This window comes from Planomicrobium sp. CPCC 101079 (genome assembly GCF_007859275.1).
Lineage (GTDB): Bacteria > Bacillota > Bacilli > Bacillales_A > Planococcaceae > Planococcus.
On the sequence record NZ_VOHC01000031.1, the window covers coordinates 94,518 to 112,248 of the forward strand.

General features: G+C 44.6%; 21 protein-coding genes. 2 read left to right on the forward strand and 19 right to left on the reverse strand.

The genetic code is table 11. The annotated features are described in order from the left end of the window. Nucleotides 1-315, forward strand: a 315-nt coding sequence (locus FQV28_RS19325; protein ID WP_186763925.1) for a hypothetical protein, incomplete at its 5' end; no start/stop codon positions are given. A gap of 104 nt (nucleotides 316-419) precedes the next feature. Here FQV28_RS19325 and FQV28_RS16730 read toward each other — a convergent pair. From FQV28_RS16730 to FQV28_RS16805, 16 genes are all read right to left on the reverse strand, one after another. Continuing rightward, entirely contained in the window at nucleotides 420-773 is a 354-nt protein-coding gene (locus FQV28_RS16730) for a YpoC family protein (RefSeq protein WP_146497655.1), read from the reverse strand. Then, complete coding sequence (nth, locus tag FQV28_RS16735; RefSeq protein WP_146497656.1) at nucleotides 748-1,428, reverse strand: endonuclease III; 681 nt, start codon at nucleotides 1,426-1,428, stop codon at nucleotides 748-750. Before nth ends, FQV28_RS16730 begins: the two co-directional genes overlap by 26 nt. Nucleotides 1,429-1,440: 12 nt before the next feature. Continuing rightward, on the reverse strand, nucleotides 1,441-2,142 hold the full coding sequence (locus FQV28_RS16740) for a DnaD domain-containing protein (RefSeq protein WP_146497657.1): 702 nt from the start codon (nucleotides 2,140-2,142) through the stop codon (nucleotides 1,441-1,443). Nucleotides 2,143-2,635: 493 nt separating this feature from the next. Then, entirely contained in the window at nucleotides 2,636-3,931 is a 1,296-nt protein-coding gene (gene asnS / locus FQV28_RS16745; RefSeq protein WP_146497658.1) for an asparagine--tRNA ligase, read from the reverse strand. 25 nt (nucleotides 3,932-3,956) lie between these two features. Next, nucleotides 3,957-5,147, reverse strand: coding sequence for a pyridoxal phosphate-dependent aminotransferase (locus tag FQV28_RS16750; RefSeq protein ID WP_146497659.1), 1,191 nt, complete (start codon nucleotides 5,145-5,147; stop codon nucleotides 3,957-3,959). A gap of 15 nt (nucleotides 5,148-5,162) precedes the next feature. Next, complete coding sequence (locus FQV28_RS16755) at nucleotides 5,163-5,582, reverse strand: cell wall elongation regulator TseB-like domain-containing protein (protein WP_255472990.1); 420 nt, start codon at nucleotides 5,580-5,582, stop codon at nucleotides 5,163-5,165. 65 nt (nucleotides 5,583-5,647) lie between these two features. Continuing rightward, complete coding sequence (locus tag FQV28_RS16760) at nucleotides 5,648-5,818, reverse strand: YpmA family protein (RefSeq protein ID WP_146497661.1); 171 nt, start codon at nucleotides 5,816-5,818, stop codon at nucleotides 5,648-5,650. A gap of 80 nt (nucleotides 5,819-5,898) precedes the next feature. Then, entirely contained in the window at nucleotides 5,899-8,658 is a 2,760-nt protein-coding gene (gene dinG, locus FQV28_RS16765; RefSeq protein ID WP_146497662.1) for an ATP-dependent DNA helicase DinG, read from the reverse strand. A 173-nt stretch (nucleotides 8,659-8,831) separates the two neighbouring features. Further along, nucleotides 8,832-9,215, reverse strand: coding sequence for an aspartate 1-decarboxylase (gene panD, locus FQV28_RS16770; RefSeq protein ID WP_146497663.1), 384 nt, complete (start codon nucleotides 9,213-9,215; stop codon nucleotides 8,832-8,834). 2 nt (nucleotides 9,216-9,217) lie between these two features. Further along, on the reverse strand, nucleotides 9,218-10,054 hold the full coding sequence (gene panC, locus FQV28_RS16775; protein WP_146497664.1) for a pantoate--beta-alanine ligase: 837 nt from the start codon (nucleotides 10,052-10,054) through the stop codon (nucleotides 9,218-9,220). Between the two features lie 222 nt (nucleotides 10,055-10,276). Continuing rightward, a complete protein-coding gene (locus tag FQV28_RS16780; RefSeq protein WP_146497665.1) occupies nucleotides 10,277-11,260 on the reverse strand; it encodes a biotin--[acetyl-CoA-carboxylase] ligase in 984 nt (327 codons plus the stop codon). Next, nucleotides 11,238-12,371 carry a CCA tRNA nucleotidyltransferase gene (locus FQV28_RS16785; RefSeq protein ID WP_146497666.1) on the reverse strand — a complete coding sequence of 378 codons (1,134 nt, stop codon included), beginning with the start codon at nucleotides 12,369-12,371 and terminating at the stop codon, nucleotides 11,238-11,240. The genes FQV28_RS16780 and FQV28_RS16785 overlap by 23 nt, the downstream gene beginning before the upstream one ends. Beyond that, on the reverse strand, nucleotides 12,368-13,510 hold the full coding sequence (bshA, locus tag FQV28_RS16790; protein WP_146497667.1) for an N-acetyl-alpha-D-glucosaminyl L-malate synthase BshA: 1,143 nt from the start codon (nucleotides 13,508-13,510) through the stop codon (nucleotides 12,368-12,370). Before bshA ends, FQV28_RS16785 begins: the two co-directional genes overlap by 4 nt. Nucleotides 13,511-13,521: 11 nt before the next feature. After that, nucleotides 13,522-13,926: a methylglyoxal synthase gene (gene mgsA, locus FQV28_RS16795; protein WP_146497668.1), complete on the reverse strand. Its 405-nt coding sequence runs from the start codon at nucleotides 13,924-13,926 to the stop codon at nucleotides 13,522-13,524. A gap of 13 nt (nucleotides 13,927-13,939) precedes the next feature. Then, the gene (gene dapB, locus FQV28_RS16800) at nucleotides 13,940-14,740 is read right to left on the reverse strand and encodes a 4-hydroxy-tetrahydrodipicolinate reductase (protein ID WP_146497669.1); all 801 of its coding nucleotides are present in this window, start codon (nucleotides 14,738-14,740) and stop codon (nucleotides 13,940-13,942) included. Next, nucleotides 14,737-15,075, reverse strand: coding sequence for a nucleotide pyrophosphohydrolase (locus FQV28_RS16805; RefSeq protein WP_146497670.1), 339 nt, complete (start codon nucleotides 15,073-15,075; stop codon nucleotides 14,737-14,739). The genes dapB and FQV28_RS16805 overlap by 4 nt, the downstream gene beginning before the upstream one ends. Before the next feature lie 104 nt (nucleotides 15,076-15,179). Between FQV28_RS16805 and FQV28_RS16810 the strand changes: the two genes are divergently transcribed. Beyond that, nucleotides 15,180-16,049, forward strand: a complete 870-nt coding sequence (locus FQV28_RS16810) for a YitT family protein (protein ID WP_146497671.1) — start codon at nucleotides 15,180-15,182, stop codon at nucleotides 16,047-16,049. 92 nt (nucleotides 16,050-16,141) lie between these two features. Here FQV28_RS16810 and FQV28_RS16815 read toward each other — a convergent pair whose 3' ends face one another. The 3 genes from FQV28_RS16815 to FQV28_RS16825 all read right to left on the reverse strand — a co-directional run. Then, entirely contained in the window at nucleotides 16,142-16,816 is a 675-nt protein-coding gene (locus FQV28_RS16815; protein ID WP_146497672.1) for a zinc metallopeptidase, read from the reverse strand. A gap of 46 nt (nucleotides 16,817-16,862) precedes the next feature. Further along, nucleotides 16,863-17,477, reverse strand: coding sequence for a lipoprotein heptaprenylglyceryl N-acetyltransferase LhaT (gene lhaT, locus FQV28_RS16820; protein WP_146497673.1), 615 nt, complete (start codon nucleotides 17,475-17,477; stop codon nucleotides 16,863-16,865). Between the two features lie 59 nt (nucleotides 17,478-17,536). After that, on the reverse strand, nucleotides 17,537-17,731 hold a 195-nt coding region (locus FQV28_RS16825; protein ID WP_146497769.1), incomplete at its 5' end, for a c-type cytochrome.

Sequence of the window (17,731 nt, forward strand, 5' to 3'; positions counted from 1 at the left end):
GAAGAAGAACCAGCTGAAGAAGAACCGGCCGAAGAAGAACCAGCCGAAGAAGAACCAGCTGAAGAAGAGCCGGCCGAAGAAGAACCAGCCGAAGAAGAACCAGCCGAAGAAGAACCGGCTGAAGAAGATGGCACTGCCACCCGCCGAGGCCAATCCGACAACCCTGGTGAAGGAAACCAAGGCAACGGCAATGGCAACAACAGTGACAACGGCAACGACAATGGCAATGGCAATGGCAACGGCAATGGCAACGGCAATGGCAACGGCAATGGCAATGGCAACGGCAATGGCAACGGCAATGGCAATGGCAACTAAATTTCTCACCTCCGTTCTTTCAAATTTCAAAAGTTTATGCAGAAACATATAGCACCTTAAATAGAAAACCCCCATGTCAGAAATTTTTCTGACATGGGGGTTTTCTATATTTCCTTTTCCAGCCTTTTCAATTGTATACGTTTGGCTGCGATCAACTTCTTCATTTCTGCAAAAAGTTCATCCAGTTGGCGAAACGCGGCATAAGTTCCCGGATTAGATGCTACAAAGGCCAAGCGTTCTTCCCCGTTCAATGGCGCCACTGCTTTTTCGCCGGCGTCTTTTTCTGCATCCAAGCAATGGGCCAGCAACTTTTTATAAAGAAGAATGCCACTTTCCATCTCTTTCTTTACTCGCTTTTCCCGTCGCTCGTGCAATTCCGAAATTACGAGCGACATCTCTTGCCACTTGCTGAAAAATGGATCCGTTTGTTCCTTAGTTAACTTTTGTGACAACTTCACGTTTAACAAGTCCTTTTTTGTCGCGTTTTTGCCCTTCTCTGCAGCGGTTAAAAAGCGGACAAATATGGCATCCTGGGTTTTGCGCTTTGCAATGGTAACGTCCAAAAAAAATGATCTGGTGATGGGTTTTAGACCAATTTTCTTTTGGTGTTTTTTTCATGATGGTCTCTTCCACCTGCAGCGGTGTATCTTTCCATCGATTAACGCCAAGCCGCTTGGCTACCCGCTCAACATGGGTATCTACTGCGAGTGCCGGTATGCCAAATGCCACCGACACGACGACGTTTGCCGTCTTGCGGCCCACTCCAGGAAGTGTTGTCAGCAAATCCCGATCCGCCGGCACTTGACTGTCGTATTGATCGATCAGAATGCGGCTCAAGGCCTGTATATTTTTCGCTTTGTTACGATAAAGGCCAATCGAACGAATGTCTTGCTCCAGTTCTTCTAAAGGAACTGAAATATAATCCTCCGGCACTGCGTACTTTTGAAAAAGTGTCGCAGTCACCCGGTTCACCAATTTGTCTGTACACTGTGCAGACAATAATGTGGCAATCAACAAATCAAATGGATTTCTGTGAACCAGTTCACAGTGGGCGTCTGGAAACATATGATCCATTTCTTCGAGGCATTGGTGCCATTCTTTTTTTGTCATCAAACCGATCACCTTCTAATTGCGGTCCTCCAGCCAATTGTAAAATTGCACTTTTTTTGCTGAATTTCCTGCAGGCTGGATCCGGATATTTTTTTCTCTGAAAGATGTTGCATGTTTGGATACTTCTGTTTTCGTTTTGATGTTTTTCTTTTTCCATTCAAATAAAATGCGGTCTACGTAACGAAGGCTGATTTTTTGCGAGATGACCGCTTCTTTTAATGCCATCCGTATGATTGCAGGGGTATGGCCATCCTGGTCCATCCACATGGAAATCGTTTCAATTTCCATTGGTGAAAGGAAGCGGCCAAATTCTTGCTCAAACAACTGAAAAATTTCGCCTTCCATTTCTTTCTGGGAATTTTCTTTTGCTTGATCCTGTTCTTTATATACACAATCCAGTAATCTATCCCACAGGGGTTGAAGTGAAATTCGTTCGGTAAGCACTTCTTCTATTGTTTCTTGGTCAATGGCTAAATAGCCTTGCTGCATTAATTTTTGCAGCATTGTTGTGACATTTAGTTGCGAAGTCATCATGCGAGCGCCTATTTCATCAGGTGTGGGAAATTGATTTCCTTGCTGCTGAAACGCGTGTATGTGCATAAGCAACATCGCTTCTTCGTCCGTGATTTTCAATTCCTTATAGAATTGAAAAAAAAGCTGGGAAATGTGAACATTTCCCTGCTCGATCCAGGTCTGCAGTCGATTCGGCTGTTGCATATCCCAACCACCTTTCTGTTCTGTATTGCTTCGGGAGGTACCCGGTAAACTTTTCTTCTATATATAAAAATTAACTTTTATACATCGCTTCGGACGCTTTGGGCAGAGCTCTCGCAATAAGCCGAGAAGAACACTCGTCTTATCACTTCACCTAGCCCGTGAACGCGCCGAAGCTAAGAGATTTCTTAAAATCCTGAGTGACTGCCTATACAATTGCTGTTTTACTGCTAGTTGATTGAAAGATATGGAGCAAAACAGCGGAGACTCCTGCGGGATTTTGGCGCGAGCCCGCGGCTTTTAAAACATGTGCTCCTGCGCAAGCTCGTCGCAAAGCTACTGGCCTTGCAGGCTGCGCCCAGTTTAAAACATGTGCTCCTGCGCAAGCTCGTCGCAAAGCTACTGGCCTTGCAGGCTGCGGCCAGTAGCTTCGCAGCTGTTTTGCGGAATATCAGTACTAAAACATTAAATTTAACTTTAACTTGAATAAATTAAATTATGGATAAAGACGGTTCAATAAACGCGGGAATGGGATGGATTCGCGTACGTGCTCGGCTCCGCTTATCCATGCTACAGTGCGTTCAAGTCCAAGTCCAAAACCGGAATGCGGAACAGCTCCATACTTGCTCAATTCCAAATACCATGCATACGCTTGTTCGTCTAGATTGTGTTCGTTTATGCGCTGTTTCATCAATTCGAAGTCATGAATCCGTTCAGATCCGCCGATGATTTCTCCGTATCCTTCTGGCGCAATCAAATCTGCACAAAGGACTACATCATCCCGCTCGGGGTGCGGTTGCATGTAGAACGGTTTGATGCCGATTGGGTAATTGACGATAAAGACCGGCATATCATGGTTTTCAGCAATCGCCGTTTCATGCGGCGCGCCAAAATCATCGCCCCATTTGATGTCGTCAAACCCATTGTCATTCAACCATTGGATGGCATCATCATATGAAATGCGCGGAAAAGGTGCTTTTATTTTTTCAAGTTTCGATGTATCTCTTTCTAAACGCTCTAATTCTAATTTGCAGTTTTTCAAAACCGATTGGACGATATGAGAAACGAATTGCTCTTGGACTTCCAAGCTTTCCTCGTGTTCAACAAACGCCATTTCCGGTTCGATCATCCAGAATTCGATCAAGTGGCGGCGCGTTTTTGATTTTTCAGCGCGGAATGTCGGGCCGAATGAAAACACTTTTCCAAGTGCCATTGCAGCAGCTTCCATATAAAGCTGGCCAGATTGCGATAAAAACGCGTCTTCATCGAAATACTTTGTAGCAAAAAGCTCTGAAGTTCCTTCAGGTGCTGAGCCAGTCAAAATTGGCGGGTCTACTTTGACAAATCCGTTATCATTGAAAAACTCATAGGTCGCACGAATGATCTCGTTGCGGATTTTCATGATGGCGTGCTGTTTTCTTGAACGCAGCCACAAGTGGCGGTTGTCCATTAAAAATTCCGTTCCGTGCTCTTTAGGGGTAATCGGGAAATCCGTTGCCACATGAAGCACTTCAATTCCTGTGACTTGCAGTTCATAGCCGAACGAGGAACGCTCGTCTTCTTTCACTTCTCCAGTTACATAAAGCGATGTTTCTTGGGTCAATCCTTTTGCGGTTGCAAACAGTTCTTCTCCCACTTCCGCTTTAACTACTACACCTTGTACAAAACCAGTGCCGTCGCGCAATTGCAGAAAAGCGATTTTCCCGCTTGAGCGCTTGTTCGCTACCCAAGCTCCTAATTTGATTGTTTGTCCGTTATATTTTGCCATTTCAGCAATTGTAATCTTTTTCATACTAGCCTCCAAAAATATAATCTTCTCAGTCTTGCCATTTTGATGTTACGAATTTTTCTATGCGGGCAACTGCTTCTGTCAACGCTTCAAGAGAAGTTGCATATGACAATCGAATTGTCGTTGGGGCCCCGAATCCTGAACCTGGAATGACGGCCACATTCGCTTCTGTCAAAAGCGCCGTTGCAAAGTCATCAACAGACGAATAACCGGTTTTTTCAGCTACCTCTGCCACTTCCGGCAATAAATAAAATGCCCCTTCAGGACGAATGACAGTAAAGCCTGGAATGGCCGCAACTTTCGGGAATATGGCATCTAAGCGTTTTTCAAATGCTTCCCGCATTTCTTCTACCGCATCTTGTGGTCCATTATACGCTTCAATTGCTGCATACTGCGAAGTCGTCGTCGGATTCGAGGTTGAATGGCTGGCCAAATCAGTCATCGCTTTGATGATTTGCGCATCGCCTGCGGCATACCCGATACGCCATCCTGTCATGGAATGGGATTTCGACACGCCGTTGATGATGATTGTACGTTTTTTAGCATCTTCTGATAGTTCCGCTACCGAAGTATGGGTTGCTTTTCCGTAAATCAGTTTTTCGTAAATTTCGTCGGAGATTATCAGGATATCCGACTCGCGGCAAACTTCAGCAAGCTCCGCCAATTCTTCTTTTGTATAGAGCATGCCTGTCGGATTGCTTGGCGAATTAATGATCACAGCTTTTGTCCGTTCAGTTATCGCATTTCTTAATTGATCGGCTGTCACTTTGTATGCTTGGCTGGATGTCGCTTCTATGTATACCGGAACTCCCTGTGCCAATTTCACTTGTTCCGGATAGCTGACCCAATAAGGAATCGGAATGATCACTTCGTCGCCTTCGTTCAGCAACACTTGAAACAGCGTGTACAATACGTGCTTTGCACCGATTCCGACCATGATTTCTTTGGGCTCATAAGATAGCTGCTGATCACGCTGCAGTTTGTTGATAATCGCTTCTTTCAAAGCCGGCAGGCCGCCTGAAGGCGTGTATTTCGTTTTGCCTTCTTTCATGGACTGATAAGCGGCAGTTAAAATATTTTCCGGAGTGTTATAATCAGGCTCCCCTGCTCCCAAGCCAATGACGTCAACTCCAGCAGCTTTCAATTCATTCGCTTTTGCTGTAATTGCCAACGTTGTTGAAGGAGTTAAAGTTTGAACGCGCCCTGCTAAGTTAATCAAATATTATCAGCCCTTTCACAAATTCAAGATACGTTTCCACCAAGTTCCATCTTTTGCAAGAATGTATACATAATTCAACTGGTCTTCTTTATTTATAAAAGCGATTTCCCATACTGGGCCTTCGCTTTCCATTCCCAATTTTGTATGCAGGATATCTTTGACATTCATTTCTTTCAAGGCAATTTCCCGAGCTTCTTGTGCTGTGACTTTGTCTTCAAGGCTAACCGACTCTATTTTGCCCTCACCTGTTGGAACAAAAGCCGCTTTGGCTTTGCCTTCTGCATCTGTTCCTATAACGGTGACAGAAAGTTGCTTGTTCGAATAAACATACGTCCGGTCGATATCCGCAAGCAGATTTTCGCTTTCCACTCGTTCCATTGCCTGTTTTTCAGCTGCAGAAAACGGCTTGTTGCCGGTGAAAATAATTACTAACATCAACACGACCGCCAAAAAAGAAAGAAAGCCAGATATAAATATAACCCATTGCTTCATTTGATCACCTAAGTCTTATAAATTGTGAAAACCGCTTTTGTCTGGTCTTCTTTATCAAGCGCCAAGCCAAACATCAAGTTATTGTGTTTCAATGTCCGGTTCAAGGCGTCCACCACTTTATACAAATCCTCTTGGTACGTTACGTTTACAGTGGTAAGCACTTCAATTTTGGATTCCATATGTGACCTTCCCTTCACTTTTTCACCTAAAGAAATAATTCGGCAGCATCTGCTTGCCTTCTTTTTTCTCTGTCAAACTATCATTGCTTATTATACCAATCTTCAATATCCGTTACCATCTTTTCTAGGGACACTTTTGAGACTTTCACTTTCGGCAAAGCGCTTAAAAATTCCTTGCCATACGACTTCGTCTCGATCCGGCGGTCTAACACAATGAACAAGCCTTTGTCATTTTTCGACCGGATCAGCCGGCCGAATCCTTGGCGCAGCCTCAACACAGCCTCCGGCAGCGCATACTGAAGAAACGGATTGACGCCTTCTTTTGCAATCGCTTCGGATCTTGCTTTAAAGATTGGTTCATCGGGTGACGTAAACGGCAGCCGCACGACTACAACCGCGCGCAAAGCGTCCCCCGGCACATCCACGCCTTCCCAAAAACTATTCGTGCCAAATAAAACAGATTTCTGAAAACGCTGGAATGACTTCAATAGCCTAAGTCTGCTTCCAGAAGAAATTCCTTGGGCAAACAGCATATAATCATCCAGTAAACCGGTATCTTGGATCAGTTCAACCGTTTTGCGCAGCATGTCCTGAGACGTGAACAGCACGAAACAACGACCTTCTGTCACAAGCACAGTTTGGACGACAGCATCGGCAACCGATTCGATGTATTCGCTTTGGGAAACTTGTTGGATATCCGGCATATCGTCGACCACAAAAACCTGGGCGCCTTGGTAAAAATCTTTTGGCGGATCGAACTTTGAAATAGGAACAGTTTGCGGAATTCCAAGCTGGTTGACGATAAAACGTTCATTCGATGGGACACTCATAGTGCCCGATAACCAAACAACCGCTTTTGTTCCACGGACAGGTCCTATGACGTTTTCCACAAGCGAAGTCACTTCGAACGGCCGTTTGTAAAACGATAAGCTGTTTGGCAAACTTCTGAGATCGCCTTCGATCCAACTGACTTCATCCGCCAGCGGAAACACAAAGATTTCGCTGAATTCCACTGATTTCAGCATAAGTTCTTCAGTCCAATAGCGCCAATCGGTAATGATGATTCGGTCGTTAACCGTTTTTTCTATTACGCGTTCCGCTTTCTGCAAAATGAGCTGAGACAAATCGATCCATTCGTTCAAATAACGCAGCATGTCAAAAAAGCGGTCTTTGTTAATATCCAATTCACTTAATAAGGAAGAGCATTTTTGATGGCGGCTGTTTCTAAATTTTTCAGAAAAACTGGCTGATAGAATGGCGCTTACTTCATCAAACATTGCCACGAACTTGGTAAACAGCGATTCTAACTTCAATAATTCAGGAACAGTTGAGAATCCGGTCCGGTCCGCTACTTCATAGAGTTTTGAAAACAATTGCTGTTCATCGTAAAGTCCCAACTGGCCAAAAATATACTTCCATTGTGTATAAACAAAGGTTTTTTCGTGTTGAGCCACGGCGGCTTGAACAACTTGATGAGCTTCATCCCAAATAAATGCTCCTACATTATCCAAAATTGCCGGATTGGGCATCCGTTGATTTAATAAAAAAGAATGATTCGTTACAATTATGTGCGCTTCTTTGGCTTGCATCAGGGCATTTTCGTAATAATCATAACGCTTTTCCTGTGGTGACAACCTTCTTAAATGCGATCGGCGAATTTTATCGAGCAAAAACTGGCCGCCGCTTGAAACGTTCAATTCATTCAAATCACCAGTTTCAGTAGAGGTTAACCAAATCAATACTTGCATAATGGTAAACGTTTCATCATAGGATTCATCGTCACCTTGCAACAATTCCGCAAACCGCGTCAAATCAATATAATGCCCCAAGCCTTTGATCAACGCGATGCGAAGAGGCGCCCCAATGACTCTTTCAACAATTTTCCCTTCATTTTGCAGCAATTGATCTTGCAAATGGGTGGTATAGGTACTAATGACGACTTGCTTGCTTTGAGCAAAAGCAAACTCTGCCGCCGGCAGCAGATAGGCAATCGTCTTTCCCATGCCGGTGGAAGCTTCGATGACCATTTCACCATTTTCCTGAAGAGCGTTTTGAATAGAGTTCATCATATCGATTTGGCTTTGCCGCCGTTCAAAATTAGGAAATGCCTGTTCCAGGCGCTCTTCCCAGTTGCCCGATACCGTTTCTATCGGGCCAAGCTCAGAAGTTCTTTTCTTGTTTTTCAACGGAATGCCGTTGAAGCGGTCAAACAAATCAGGTTGTGCATTCCTTTTTTTCTGCATCAATTCGAATACAAGACGGGACAAATCCGACTTTAACTGGAATGAGCGTTTGTGCAAATGCGCCAAGGTATCATACGGAAGCTTTTCCATGTCTTCTTGGGCACGGAGAAACAGATGCGCAGTGGCAATTGCGTCATCATCTGCCCGGTGTGCGCTTGTCAGTGGAATGCCAAGTTCTGCTGTAATGTCCTGCAATTTATAGCTGAACGCTGTCGGGTACATCAAGCGCGTCAACTCCACTGTGTCCATTGCCAAACCATGCCATTTCGGGAGCCCGCTCCGTTTCAGTTCAGCTTGTAAAAAATTCAAATCAAAATTTGTATTGTGCGCCACAAAAATGGCGTCCTGCAATTTTTCGAAGATGGTTTCAGCAAAAGCTTCAAATGGAGGAGCCGTTGCCACATCCTTATCCGAAATATTCGTTAAATCTTGAATAAACATCGGAATTTTTTTTCCGGGATTAACAAATTTCGTATATGTATCAACAATAACACCATCTTCAATCGTCACGAGCGCTATCTGAATAATCCGGTCACCTTTTGCAGGGGAATGGCCCGTTGTTTCAATATCGACAACAACATATTTTTGCGTATTCATCAAAATCCCTCTTTCTAAGGTGATTCTCTCTTAAAAATTGTACCATACCGTTCAGCCATCCGTCTTTTGGCGACAAGACAAATTCGGCTTCGACTTGGCGTTAGCCATAAAATAGACACGCTGTGCCCATAGACAGAACCATTAAAAAAGCCTCCAAAAAAGGAGGCCGTTTTTCACATAATAGTCGCTTCGGGTTCATAATGGATAATTTCACGAATCGTATTGTCTTCGTTCATGATCGCGACAGTCGGTTTGTGATTGCGTGCATTCTCATCCATCACGTAGCCGTAAGTCAGAACGATGACGATATCCCCTTTTTGAACGAGGCGGGCAGCTGCGCCATTGACACAAATAACACCGCTGCCTCTTTCTCCAGCAATGATATATGTTTCAAATCGTGCGCCATTATTGTTATTGACCACATGGACTTTTTCGTTCGGCAGCATTCCTGCGGCGTCCAGCAAATCTTCATCAATCGTTATGCTTCCGACATAGTTAAGGTCGGCTTGTGTTACAGTCGCACGATGGAGTTTGGCATTTAGCATCATTCGCAACATTTTCAGTTCCCCTTTAAGTTTATGATGACGTTATCAATTAAACGTGCTTTTTCAAATTGTACAGCAAGCGCCAAAATGGCCTCTTCTTCAATTTCTTTTGTCAGCGTAGGATAATCATGCAATTCAATATAATCAATTTTCCCCGACACATGCTTGTTTAAGTATGCATCCATTTCCGGAAGCGGATTTTTCCCTTCAAGCACGAGATTTTTGCCTAATTGCAGTGCTCGGTGCAAATGCGGGGCTTCCCTGCGCTCTGCCTCGCTCAAATAGACATTACGTGAACTTTTTGCAAGACCATCCGCTTCCCGGACAGTTTCCCCTCGGCGAATCACCAGCGGAAAATTATAATCTTCTACAAGCGATTCGATAATCGCCAACTGCTGCGCGTCTTTTTTGCCAAAATACGCCCGGTCAGCTTCTGATAAATGGAATAGTTTTGTCACGACTTTCAAAACCCCGTCAAAGTGGCCAGGGCGCTTCGCGCCACAGAGTACATTCGCTTGTGCACCGACGGAAATCGAAATTTGCGACTCACGTGGATACATTTCCGCAACGGAAGGAGCGAAAATAACGTCGGTCCCAGCGGAAGCCGCTAACTGTTGATCGCGTTCCATATCACGGGGATACCGGTCGAAATCTTCATTTGGTCCAAATTGTGCAGGGTTTACGAAAATGCTCATAAGCACCTTGTCGTTTTCTAGTTTTGCTTTTTCCACTAAAGACAGATGTCCTTCGTGAAGAAAGCCCATCGTCGGGACAAGCCCAATCGTTTGTCCGGAATTTTTCACTTCCCGGACCCAGCTTTTCAGTTCTTCAACTGTTTGAACCGTTTGCATACGTTCTCTCTCCTTTTTGGAGCAAACCATATAAAAAGCCCTTCTGTCGCTAAAAAAGGACAGAAGGACAGAAAAGTCATTGTAGGTTTCCTCCGTCCCTGTCTAAAAGATCAAGGCAGAATTATAAGATTAAATTTCTCAATCATTTGGTTTGGGTGCAGTTCGCATGCGATACTGCCCACTAATCACACTATACCAGAACCGTTGAAAAAAAACCAAATATCAATTTTTCATTTCAATATCGGCCGAGTATATGCCATGAAGCTTGCCGTCTGGTGTGCGCAATTGCAGAACGCCGTCATCGGTAATGCCTTCCGCAATTCCTTCGAGCGTCTCTTTTGCCATCCTGGCGCGGACCGAACGGCCGATTGTGGAGGAATAACCTTCCCACATCACCTTCAGCAAGCCAAATCCTTGTTCAATATACAAATTTGTATATTGTTCTAAGTGAAAAAGAAGTGAACGGACCAGTTCTTGTCGATTCACCTCTTGCCCGCTTGCCATTTTCAAGGAAGCTGCAATATCTTGGACTTCAGGACTGAAATCTTCTAGTACTTGATTGACATTCATGCCGATGCCGATGATCAGCGCTTGAATGCCATCCGCATCCGACTGCAATTCTGTCAAAATGCCTGTGCACTTTTTGCCATTCAGTAATATATCATTCGGCCACTTGATTTCGGGCTTCAATGCAGTTACTTCTTCAATGGCTCGCACAACTGCAACAGCTGCCACCAGCGTAAACTGCGGCGCTTTTTGAGGAACTACATCCGGGCGCAGAATCACGCTCATCCAGATGCCTTTCCGTGGAGCTGAATCCCATTTTCGCGCAAGCCTTCCGCGGCCCTCCGTTTGCTTTTCAGTCAAAACGACCGTTCCGTCCGCCGTTCCCTCTTGCGCAAGTTTGTGCGCCAGAATTTGAGTGGATGGACAAGATTCAACATACTCCATGACTTTCCCGATTTTCGAGGTTTTCAACAGCGGCTGGATAATGGTCGGTTCTAATGTATCTGGCACGTTTTTTAAAATATAGCCACGTTTTTTTATGGATTCGATGGAATACCCTTCTTCTTCCAATTCCTTTATATGCTTCCATACAGCTGTTCTGGAGATGTTGAATTCATCCGCCAAACGCTGGCCGGAAAGTGCTTCCCCTTCCGCTTCCATCAGTCGCTTCGCTAATTTATGCGTGACGGTGATATTCATGTAAAAACCATTCCTTTATTTGTTCTTTGTCGTTCTGCAAAAAACCTGTAACAATTTGCCGCTCCATGTCCAAAATCCATTTTTTTAGCCATGGCCCTTGCTTTTCTCCGCTCCATTGCATCAAATCATCACCGGTTGCCGACAGCTCTTTTTTCGATTGGATAGGCAGTTGTTTTTTCTCCAAGAGGATGTCTATATTCTTTTGAGTCAAACAGGAAGCAATATCAAGTTCCCTGGTTGAAAAGGCATAATATGTCCAAGCGTCCCATGCATCCGTTCGCGCCGCTTCTAAGGATTTCGCCATCAGCCGCTTTTCTTCGTTGGAAAATTTATAACCCCGTAATTGCTCCACTTCTTTTTCATGAAAATAGAGCATGAAGCTCCAGCCCAGTAAATGATCTCCAGTCGCTTTGTAACGTGACCAGTCCAGATGAAATAAATCACCTGACGGCAAAAAGGCGGTCAAACCTGAATCGATTAAATACTCCATGCTGCGGGCTGTATTGTTGTTGACAAAGATTTTATCAATTTCTGATTTGATGCGCTCAACTGCAATGGACTGAATCAAATGGGATTGTTTGCGAATCGATGCCAACGTTGCCCCATCAATTTCAAAATCAAGCTGACCCGAAAAACGGACTGCCCGCAACATGCGCAAGGCATCTTCCTGAAAGCGGCTTTCGGGATTCCCTACAGCTTTTATGATTCTTTTTTCCAAGTCTTTTTTTCCGCCAAACGGATCAATAATGTGCAAGTCTTCCGCCATGGCCATGGCATTGATGGTGAAATCACGCCGTTTCAAATCTTCTTCCAGCGATTGGACAAATTCCACAGAATCCGGCCGGCGCTTGTCTGAATACAAGCCATCCGTCCGATAGGTCGTAACTTCAATGCCATCGCCGTCAAGCAGCACCAGTACCGTTCCATGTTGAATTCCGGTATCGACAGTGCGCTTGAATAATTCTTTAACTTTTGAAGGGGTTGCGTTTGTGGCTACATCCCAATCATCCGGCTGTTTGCCGAGCAAAAAATCACGAACAGCTCCTCCGACCATATAGGCTTCATACCCAGCTTCTTCTAAAGTCCGGATAACTTGCACCGCAGTTTTCATGACTGCTCTCCCCTGTCAAGCAAGGTCTCATAAATGGCCTCATATTGCTCTAAAATAGCCGTTGAGTGAAAACGGTTTTTGACAGTATCTAATGCGCCTTGTTTCAACTGCTGATGCAATTCGGTGTTCGTTAATGCTTCTAATGCATATTTAGCAGCTTGTTCAACATCTCCCAGTTCAACTAAATAGCCATTGATGCCTGGTGAAACAATTTCAGGCATGCCGCCGATGCGCGCTCCGATGCCAGGAACGCCACAAGCCATCGCTTCCAGCAAAACAAGCCCGAATGCTTCTTTTTCCGAAAGAAGCAGCTTTAAGTCACATATATTATAAAGCTCGGACAAATTATCTCGTTTTCCAAGGAACAGCACATGTTCTTCTATGCCAAGTTCACGGACTTGTTGGACCACTCTGCCCATCTCAGGACCATCGCCAATTAACAGCAATTTAGCTGCTACTTGTTTTTGTACGCGATAGAAAGTCTCTACTACATCCACAACCCGTTTTACTTTCCGGAAATTGGAAACATGGACAACGACTTTCTCATCTTCCTGAATGCCGAATTCTTCTTTCAAGCTTCCTACGTCTTTTAAACGGTATTCCCGTTCGTCCACAAAATTATAAACCGTTTGAATGGCCATATCCGGGTCAATCATTTCATATGTTTGCTCTTTTAATGAATCCGAAACAGCTGTGACGACATCTGATTTTTCGATACCGTAGCGAATGGCTTCTTTTAAAGAGGAGTCTGTCCCAAGAACCGTAATGTCGGTTCCATGGAGTGTGGTGACGATGCCGATGTCAGCACCGGCCATATCCCTGCCAAGAATTGCACAGACGGCGTGAGGAATGGCATAGTGGACATGCATCAAGTCCAGTTTTTCGTTTTGGATCACTTCCGCTATTTTAGTGGCAAGGGCGATATCATAAGGCGCATATTGGAACACCGAATAGCTGTTGACATCAACTTGATGGCTATAGATATTGGGATAATTCCGGTTCAATCGGAATGGCGTGCTTGAAGTGATAAAGTGGACTTCATGCCCTTTTTCTGCAAGCATTTTTCCTAATTCTGTCGCTACGACCCCGGATCCTCCCACTGTCGGATAACACGTGATGCCGATTTTCATTTTTCGCAAAGCTGTTCCTCCTATCCTCTCCGCCCGCGAATCAATCGCCAGTCAACAAATCCTTCTGATAGGCCTTTCAACAACACTTCCGCTGTCCCCATATTTGTTGCAAGCGGCACGCCGTAGACGTCGCATAAGCGGATTAATGCCGTGACATCGGGCTCATGTGGCTGCGCGGTCAAGGGATCACGGAAAAAGATGACCATGTCCATTTCATCTTGCGCAATCATTGCACCGATTTGCTGATCCCCACCAAGCGGACCAGAACGGAAAAGAGTCACAGGAAGGTCAGCTTCATCAATGACGCGCTTTCCTGTCGTCCCTGTCGCATAAAGCGAATGCTCTTTTAAAATCGGCTGGTAAGCTATGACAAATTGAACCAAGTCATCTTTTTTACGGTCATGGGCAATTAACGCGATTTTCATTCCATCTTCCCCTTTAGTCGATAATATGTTCAAGGCCATACACGAGTTCTTTCAAATCCATAACGGTTTTTACAGAAAGTACTACGCCAGACATAAAAGAACCGCGGTTAAACGAATCGTGGCGGATTGTCAAAAGCTGGCCTTCACCTCCAAGGAGTACCTGCTGGTGGGCAACGAGGCCAGGCAGCCGGACACTGTGGATGCGCATGCCATCATAATCAGCGCCTCTTGCACCTTGGATCGTTTCTTTTTCTTTCGCGTGACCTTGACCATGCGACTCACGCACTGAGGAAATCAGATTGGCTGTCTTCAACGCCGTTCCTGACGGGGCATCCAACTTTTGATCATGATGCATCTCTATGATTTCAACGTCCGGCAAATACTTAGCTGCCTGCTCGGCAAACTTCATCATTAATACAGCGCCAATAGCGAAGTTTGGTGCGATAATGCAGCCCAGTTCCGCTTTTTTCGCAAGAGTTTTCAATTCTTCCAGTTCTTCATCCGTGAAGCCGGTTGTCCCGACAACCGGCCGGATATTGAGCTCCAAAGCTTTTTTCGTATGTTCATAAACCGATTCAGGCGACGTTAAATCAACAAGAACATCCGGTTTTGTTTTTTTATGCAGTTCTGTTATATCAGTAAAAATTGGCGCCCCATAAGACGGCGGAAAAAGGTTGGTATCTTCAAGCGTTTTGCCGACATTTTTATAATCCAGCACTGAAACCAATTCCATATCCGGATTTTTCATAATTGTATGTACAGCTTCTTGGCCCATTCTGCCTCTCGCTCCTGCAATCGCTACGCGTATCGTCATTCTGCTTCATCCTTTCTCGTCCAGCGGTCTTTGTCCCGTGTATTGAACTTGTGCATGACCCGGTCATGCGCCTTTTCCAAATCAATCTCCATTGAATTCGCCATACAAATCAAGACGAAAAGCAGATCGCCCATTTCATCCTCAATGCTTTTTTCTTCTTCAGTTGCTTTCTTTTTCTTTGGGCCGTGTACATGAATCACTTCGCGTGCCAGTTCACCCAGTTCTTCGGTAAGCCTGGCAAGCATTTCCATCGGCTCAAAATAGCCTTCTTTAAACTGTCCGATATATTGGTCCACTTCTTGTTGAAGTTCGTTCATCGTTTTATGTCCAGCCATTTCATCACACTCCTCTTTTCATCGTAAAGAAAATGGTGGATGTTGTCAAAATCCTTCTTATAGCAGATAATACAAGAGTTGAAGAATGGATAGGGGTTGATCTTTTGCTAAAAGGACTGCAAATTAAAAACATTTTCTTTATTTTGATCGGTGCTGCAATTTATAGTTTTGGCTTTGTCCACTTTAATATCCAAAACGAATTGGGCGAAGGCGGATTTGCGGGCATCACGTTAATTTTATTTTTCCTGTTTCAATGGGATCCTGCATTGATGAACTTATTGCTAAACATTCCTTTGTTCTTCATCGGCTGGAAACTGCTCGGCCAAAAAGTATTTCTTTACACCATTATCGGAACAGTTGCTGTGTCTGTGTTTTTAAAAATTTTCCTCGTTTATGAAATTCAGATCAATCTGCATGAAGATTTGTTCCTGGCCACTTTGTTTGCAGGAGTCTTTGTCGGCATTGGCCTCGGCATCATTTTCCGCTACGGAGGAACTACTGGCGGTGTTGATATTATTGCACGCCTGGTCCAGAAATACAGCGGATGGAGCATGGGCAAGACGATGTTCTTGTTCGACGCAGTCGTGATCGTCTTGTCGCGCTTAACATTTTTGGATAACCGTACAATGATGTATACATTGGTTGCCGTTTTTGTCGGCGCCCGAGTCATCGATTTTGTCCAGGAAGGCGCTTATTCTGGACGCGGTGCTTTGATCATTTCCAATTACCAAGAAGAAATTGCCAGGCGCATTGCAATCGATATGGACCGGGGCATTACGATTCTTCGGGGTTACGGGCATTTTACGAAAGAAGAACGCGAAGTGCTATACTGCGTTGTCGCCAAAAACGAAATTGTCAGGCTGAAGAATATCATTAACAGCGTCGATCCGCATGCCTTTGTATCACTTATTGAAGTCCACGATGTTATGGGTGAAGGGTTTACACTGGATGAGCAGAAACAGCCGATCGGGTAATAAATTGATTTGGTACTTGTGAAAAATTAAGTTCTGCCTGCATCCTGTTGAAAATAAAAAAACCGGTCCGAAAAACTTCGGACCGGTTTTCATTATGAACGGTTCATGCCTGTGTAGATCAAAACCAAACGTGCCAACTCAAGAACAGCTACTGCAGTAGCAGCTACGTACGTCATTGCTGCAGCGCTCAATACTTTTTTCGCGTGTCTTTCTTCTTCATTGCGGATGATGTTATGTGCTAGCAACTGATCCATCGCACGGCTAGAAGCGTTAAATTCCACCGGCAATGTGATGATTTGGAACACAACCCCCGCAGCCAGCAGAACAATACCGATCAATAACGCACCGCTCCAAGCAGACAACAAACCGATCATGATGAAAATCCATGAAGCGTTTGATGATAAGTTGACAAGCGGTACTAAGCGATGGCGCAGACGAAGAAACGAATACGCTTCCGCGTCTTGGATGGCATGCCCCACTTCGTGCGCGGCAACAGCTGTGCCCGCAACCGAAGCTTCATGAAAGTTATGTGAGCTTAAAGCAACTATTTTCGTTAACGGGTTGTAATGGTCGCTCAACATTCCACGGCTTTCTACGACTTTTACATCGTGCAAACCGTTTTGGTCCAAGATAATACGGGCAACTTGTGCACCTGTATGGCCGGAAGTAGAACGGACTTTCGAGTACTTGCTATACGTTCTTTTTAGTTTGAACTGAGCCCAAAGCGGCAATGCAAGCAATAAAATAAAGTAAACGAGAAATCCCATATCTTATTTCCACACCTCTTTCTTACTATTTCATATCTTTATTTTACTAAGAAACGTCAGTATTGGTCAATTGATATGCTTTGTTCAGATGCGCAACATAGCAAGCGAACGCTATGCATCCAATTGACAGCCAAAATGTGAAATAACCGATTTGTGCACTATAATCGTTTAAACTGCTGTAAATCGGCATTTGGCCGAAGACATAATCGATGACATCATTATGCAGCGTCCAAACTGCAGTAAGTGCTACAGACCACCAGCCAAAGCGGTAATGGTCTATGTAAAGCACCGCTTGCAGCGCCATGGCAAAATGGGAACCGACGAGCATCCAGCCCATCCAGCCGATTTCGCCCACTTGCCACAATGTCAGCAAATTCATGACGACAGCCCACAATCCGTATTTGATCAGCGTAATGAATGCCAGCGCTTCAAACAGCGAACTCCGCTTGCCGAAAAGCCAAAGGCCTAACACAACCGTAAAAAACAAACTTGCAGTCGGGCTATCAGGCACGAATATCAGGAACTTTGGTTCCGTAATTTTGAGTTGCCATCCATACCATATGTATCCGTAGATTGTGCCAAGGAGATTCACGATAAACAATAAAAGCAAAAATGGACGATACATCAGCCATGCCGATAGATTTTGCAAAGAGGAGATCATCGTTTTCTTCCTTTCAGAGTAGTAAAAAAGAGCCGGTTTCCCGGCTCTTTTCACTTGTATTATTCAGATAATCCATCGATGAATTCAGCCAAGACTTGCAAGTCTTCTTCTGAACCTTCCCATGATGGCGGCATTTTTTGCTGGCCGTCTTCTTCAATACCGTTTACAGCAATTTGTGCAATTTCTTCAGCTGTATGTTCAGTATTGGTAAGTGCCGGTCCAACTGCGCCTTCCAAGTTATCGCCATGGTAGCT

What these genes read in the sequence shown, in the direction of transcription:
- FQV28_RS16815 (WP_146497672.1), bottom strand. Translation starts at nt 16,816, where the DNA reads ATGGGATTTCTCGTTTACTTTATTTTATTGCTTGCATTGCCGCTTTGG.
- mgsA (WP_146497668.1), bottom strand. Translation starts at nt 13,926, where the DNA reads ATGAAAATCGCGTTAATTGCCCATGACCGTAAAAAAGATGACTTGGTT.
- FQV28_RS16760 (WP_146497661.1), bottom strand. Translation starts at nt 5,818, where the DNA reads ATGGAATCCAAAATTGAAGTGCTTACCACTGTAAACGTAACGTACCAA.
- FQV28_RS16780 (WP_146497665.1), bottom strand. Translation starts at nt 11,260, where the DNA reads ATGAATATCACCGTCACGCATAAATTAGCGAAGCGACTGATGGAAGCG.
- dapB (WP_146497669.1), bottom strand. Translation starts at nt 14,740, where the DNA reads ATGACGATACGCGTAGCGATTGCAGGAGCGAGAGGCAGAATGGGCCAA.
- panD (WP_146497663.1), bottom strand. Translation starts at nt 9,215, where the DNA reads ATGTTGCGAATGATGCTAAATGCCAAACTCCATCGTGCGACTGTAACA.
- asnS (WP_146497658.1), bottom strand. Translation starts at nt 3,931, where the DNA reads ATGAAAAAGATTACAATTGCTGAAATGGCAAAATATAACGGACAAACA.
- FQV28_RS16740 (WP_146497657.1), bottom strand. Translation starts at nt 2,142, where the DNA reads ATGCAACAGCCGAATCGACTGCAGACCTGGATCGAGCAGGGAAATGTT.
- panC (WP_146497664.1), bottom strand. Translation starts at nt 10,054, where the DNA reads ATGCAAACGGTTCAAACAGTTGAAGAACTGAAAAGCTGGGTCCGGGAA.
- FQV28_RS16785 (WP_146497666.1), bottom strand. Translation starts at nt 12,371, where the DNA reads ATGAAAACTGCGGTGCAAGTTATCCGGACTTTAGAAGAAGCTGGGTAT.
- dinG (WP_146497662.1), bottom strand. Translation starts at nt 8,658, where the DNA reads ATGAATACGCAAAAATATGTTGTTGTCGATATTGAAACAACGGGCCAT.
- FQV28_RS16755 (WP_255472990.1), bottom strand. Translation starts at nt 5,582, where the DNA reads ATGTTAGTAATTATTTTCACCGGCAACAAGCCGTTTTCTGCAGCTGAA.
- lhaT (WP_146497673.1), bottom strand. Translation starts at nt 17,477, where the DNA reads ATGATCTCCTCTTTGCAAAATCTATCGGCATGGCTGATGTATCGTCCA.
- FQV28_RS16805 (WP_146497670.1), bottom strand. Translation starts at nt 15,075, where the DNA reads ATGGCTGGACATAAAACGATGAACGAACTTCAACAAGAAGTGGACCAA.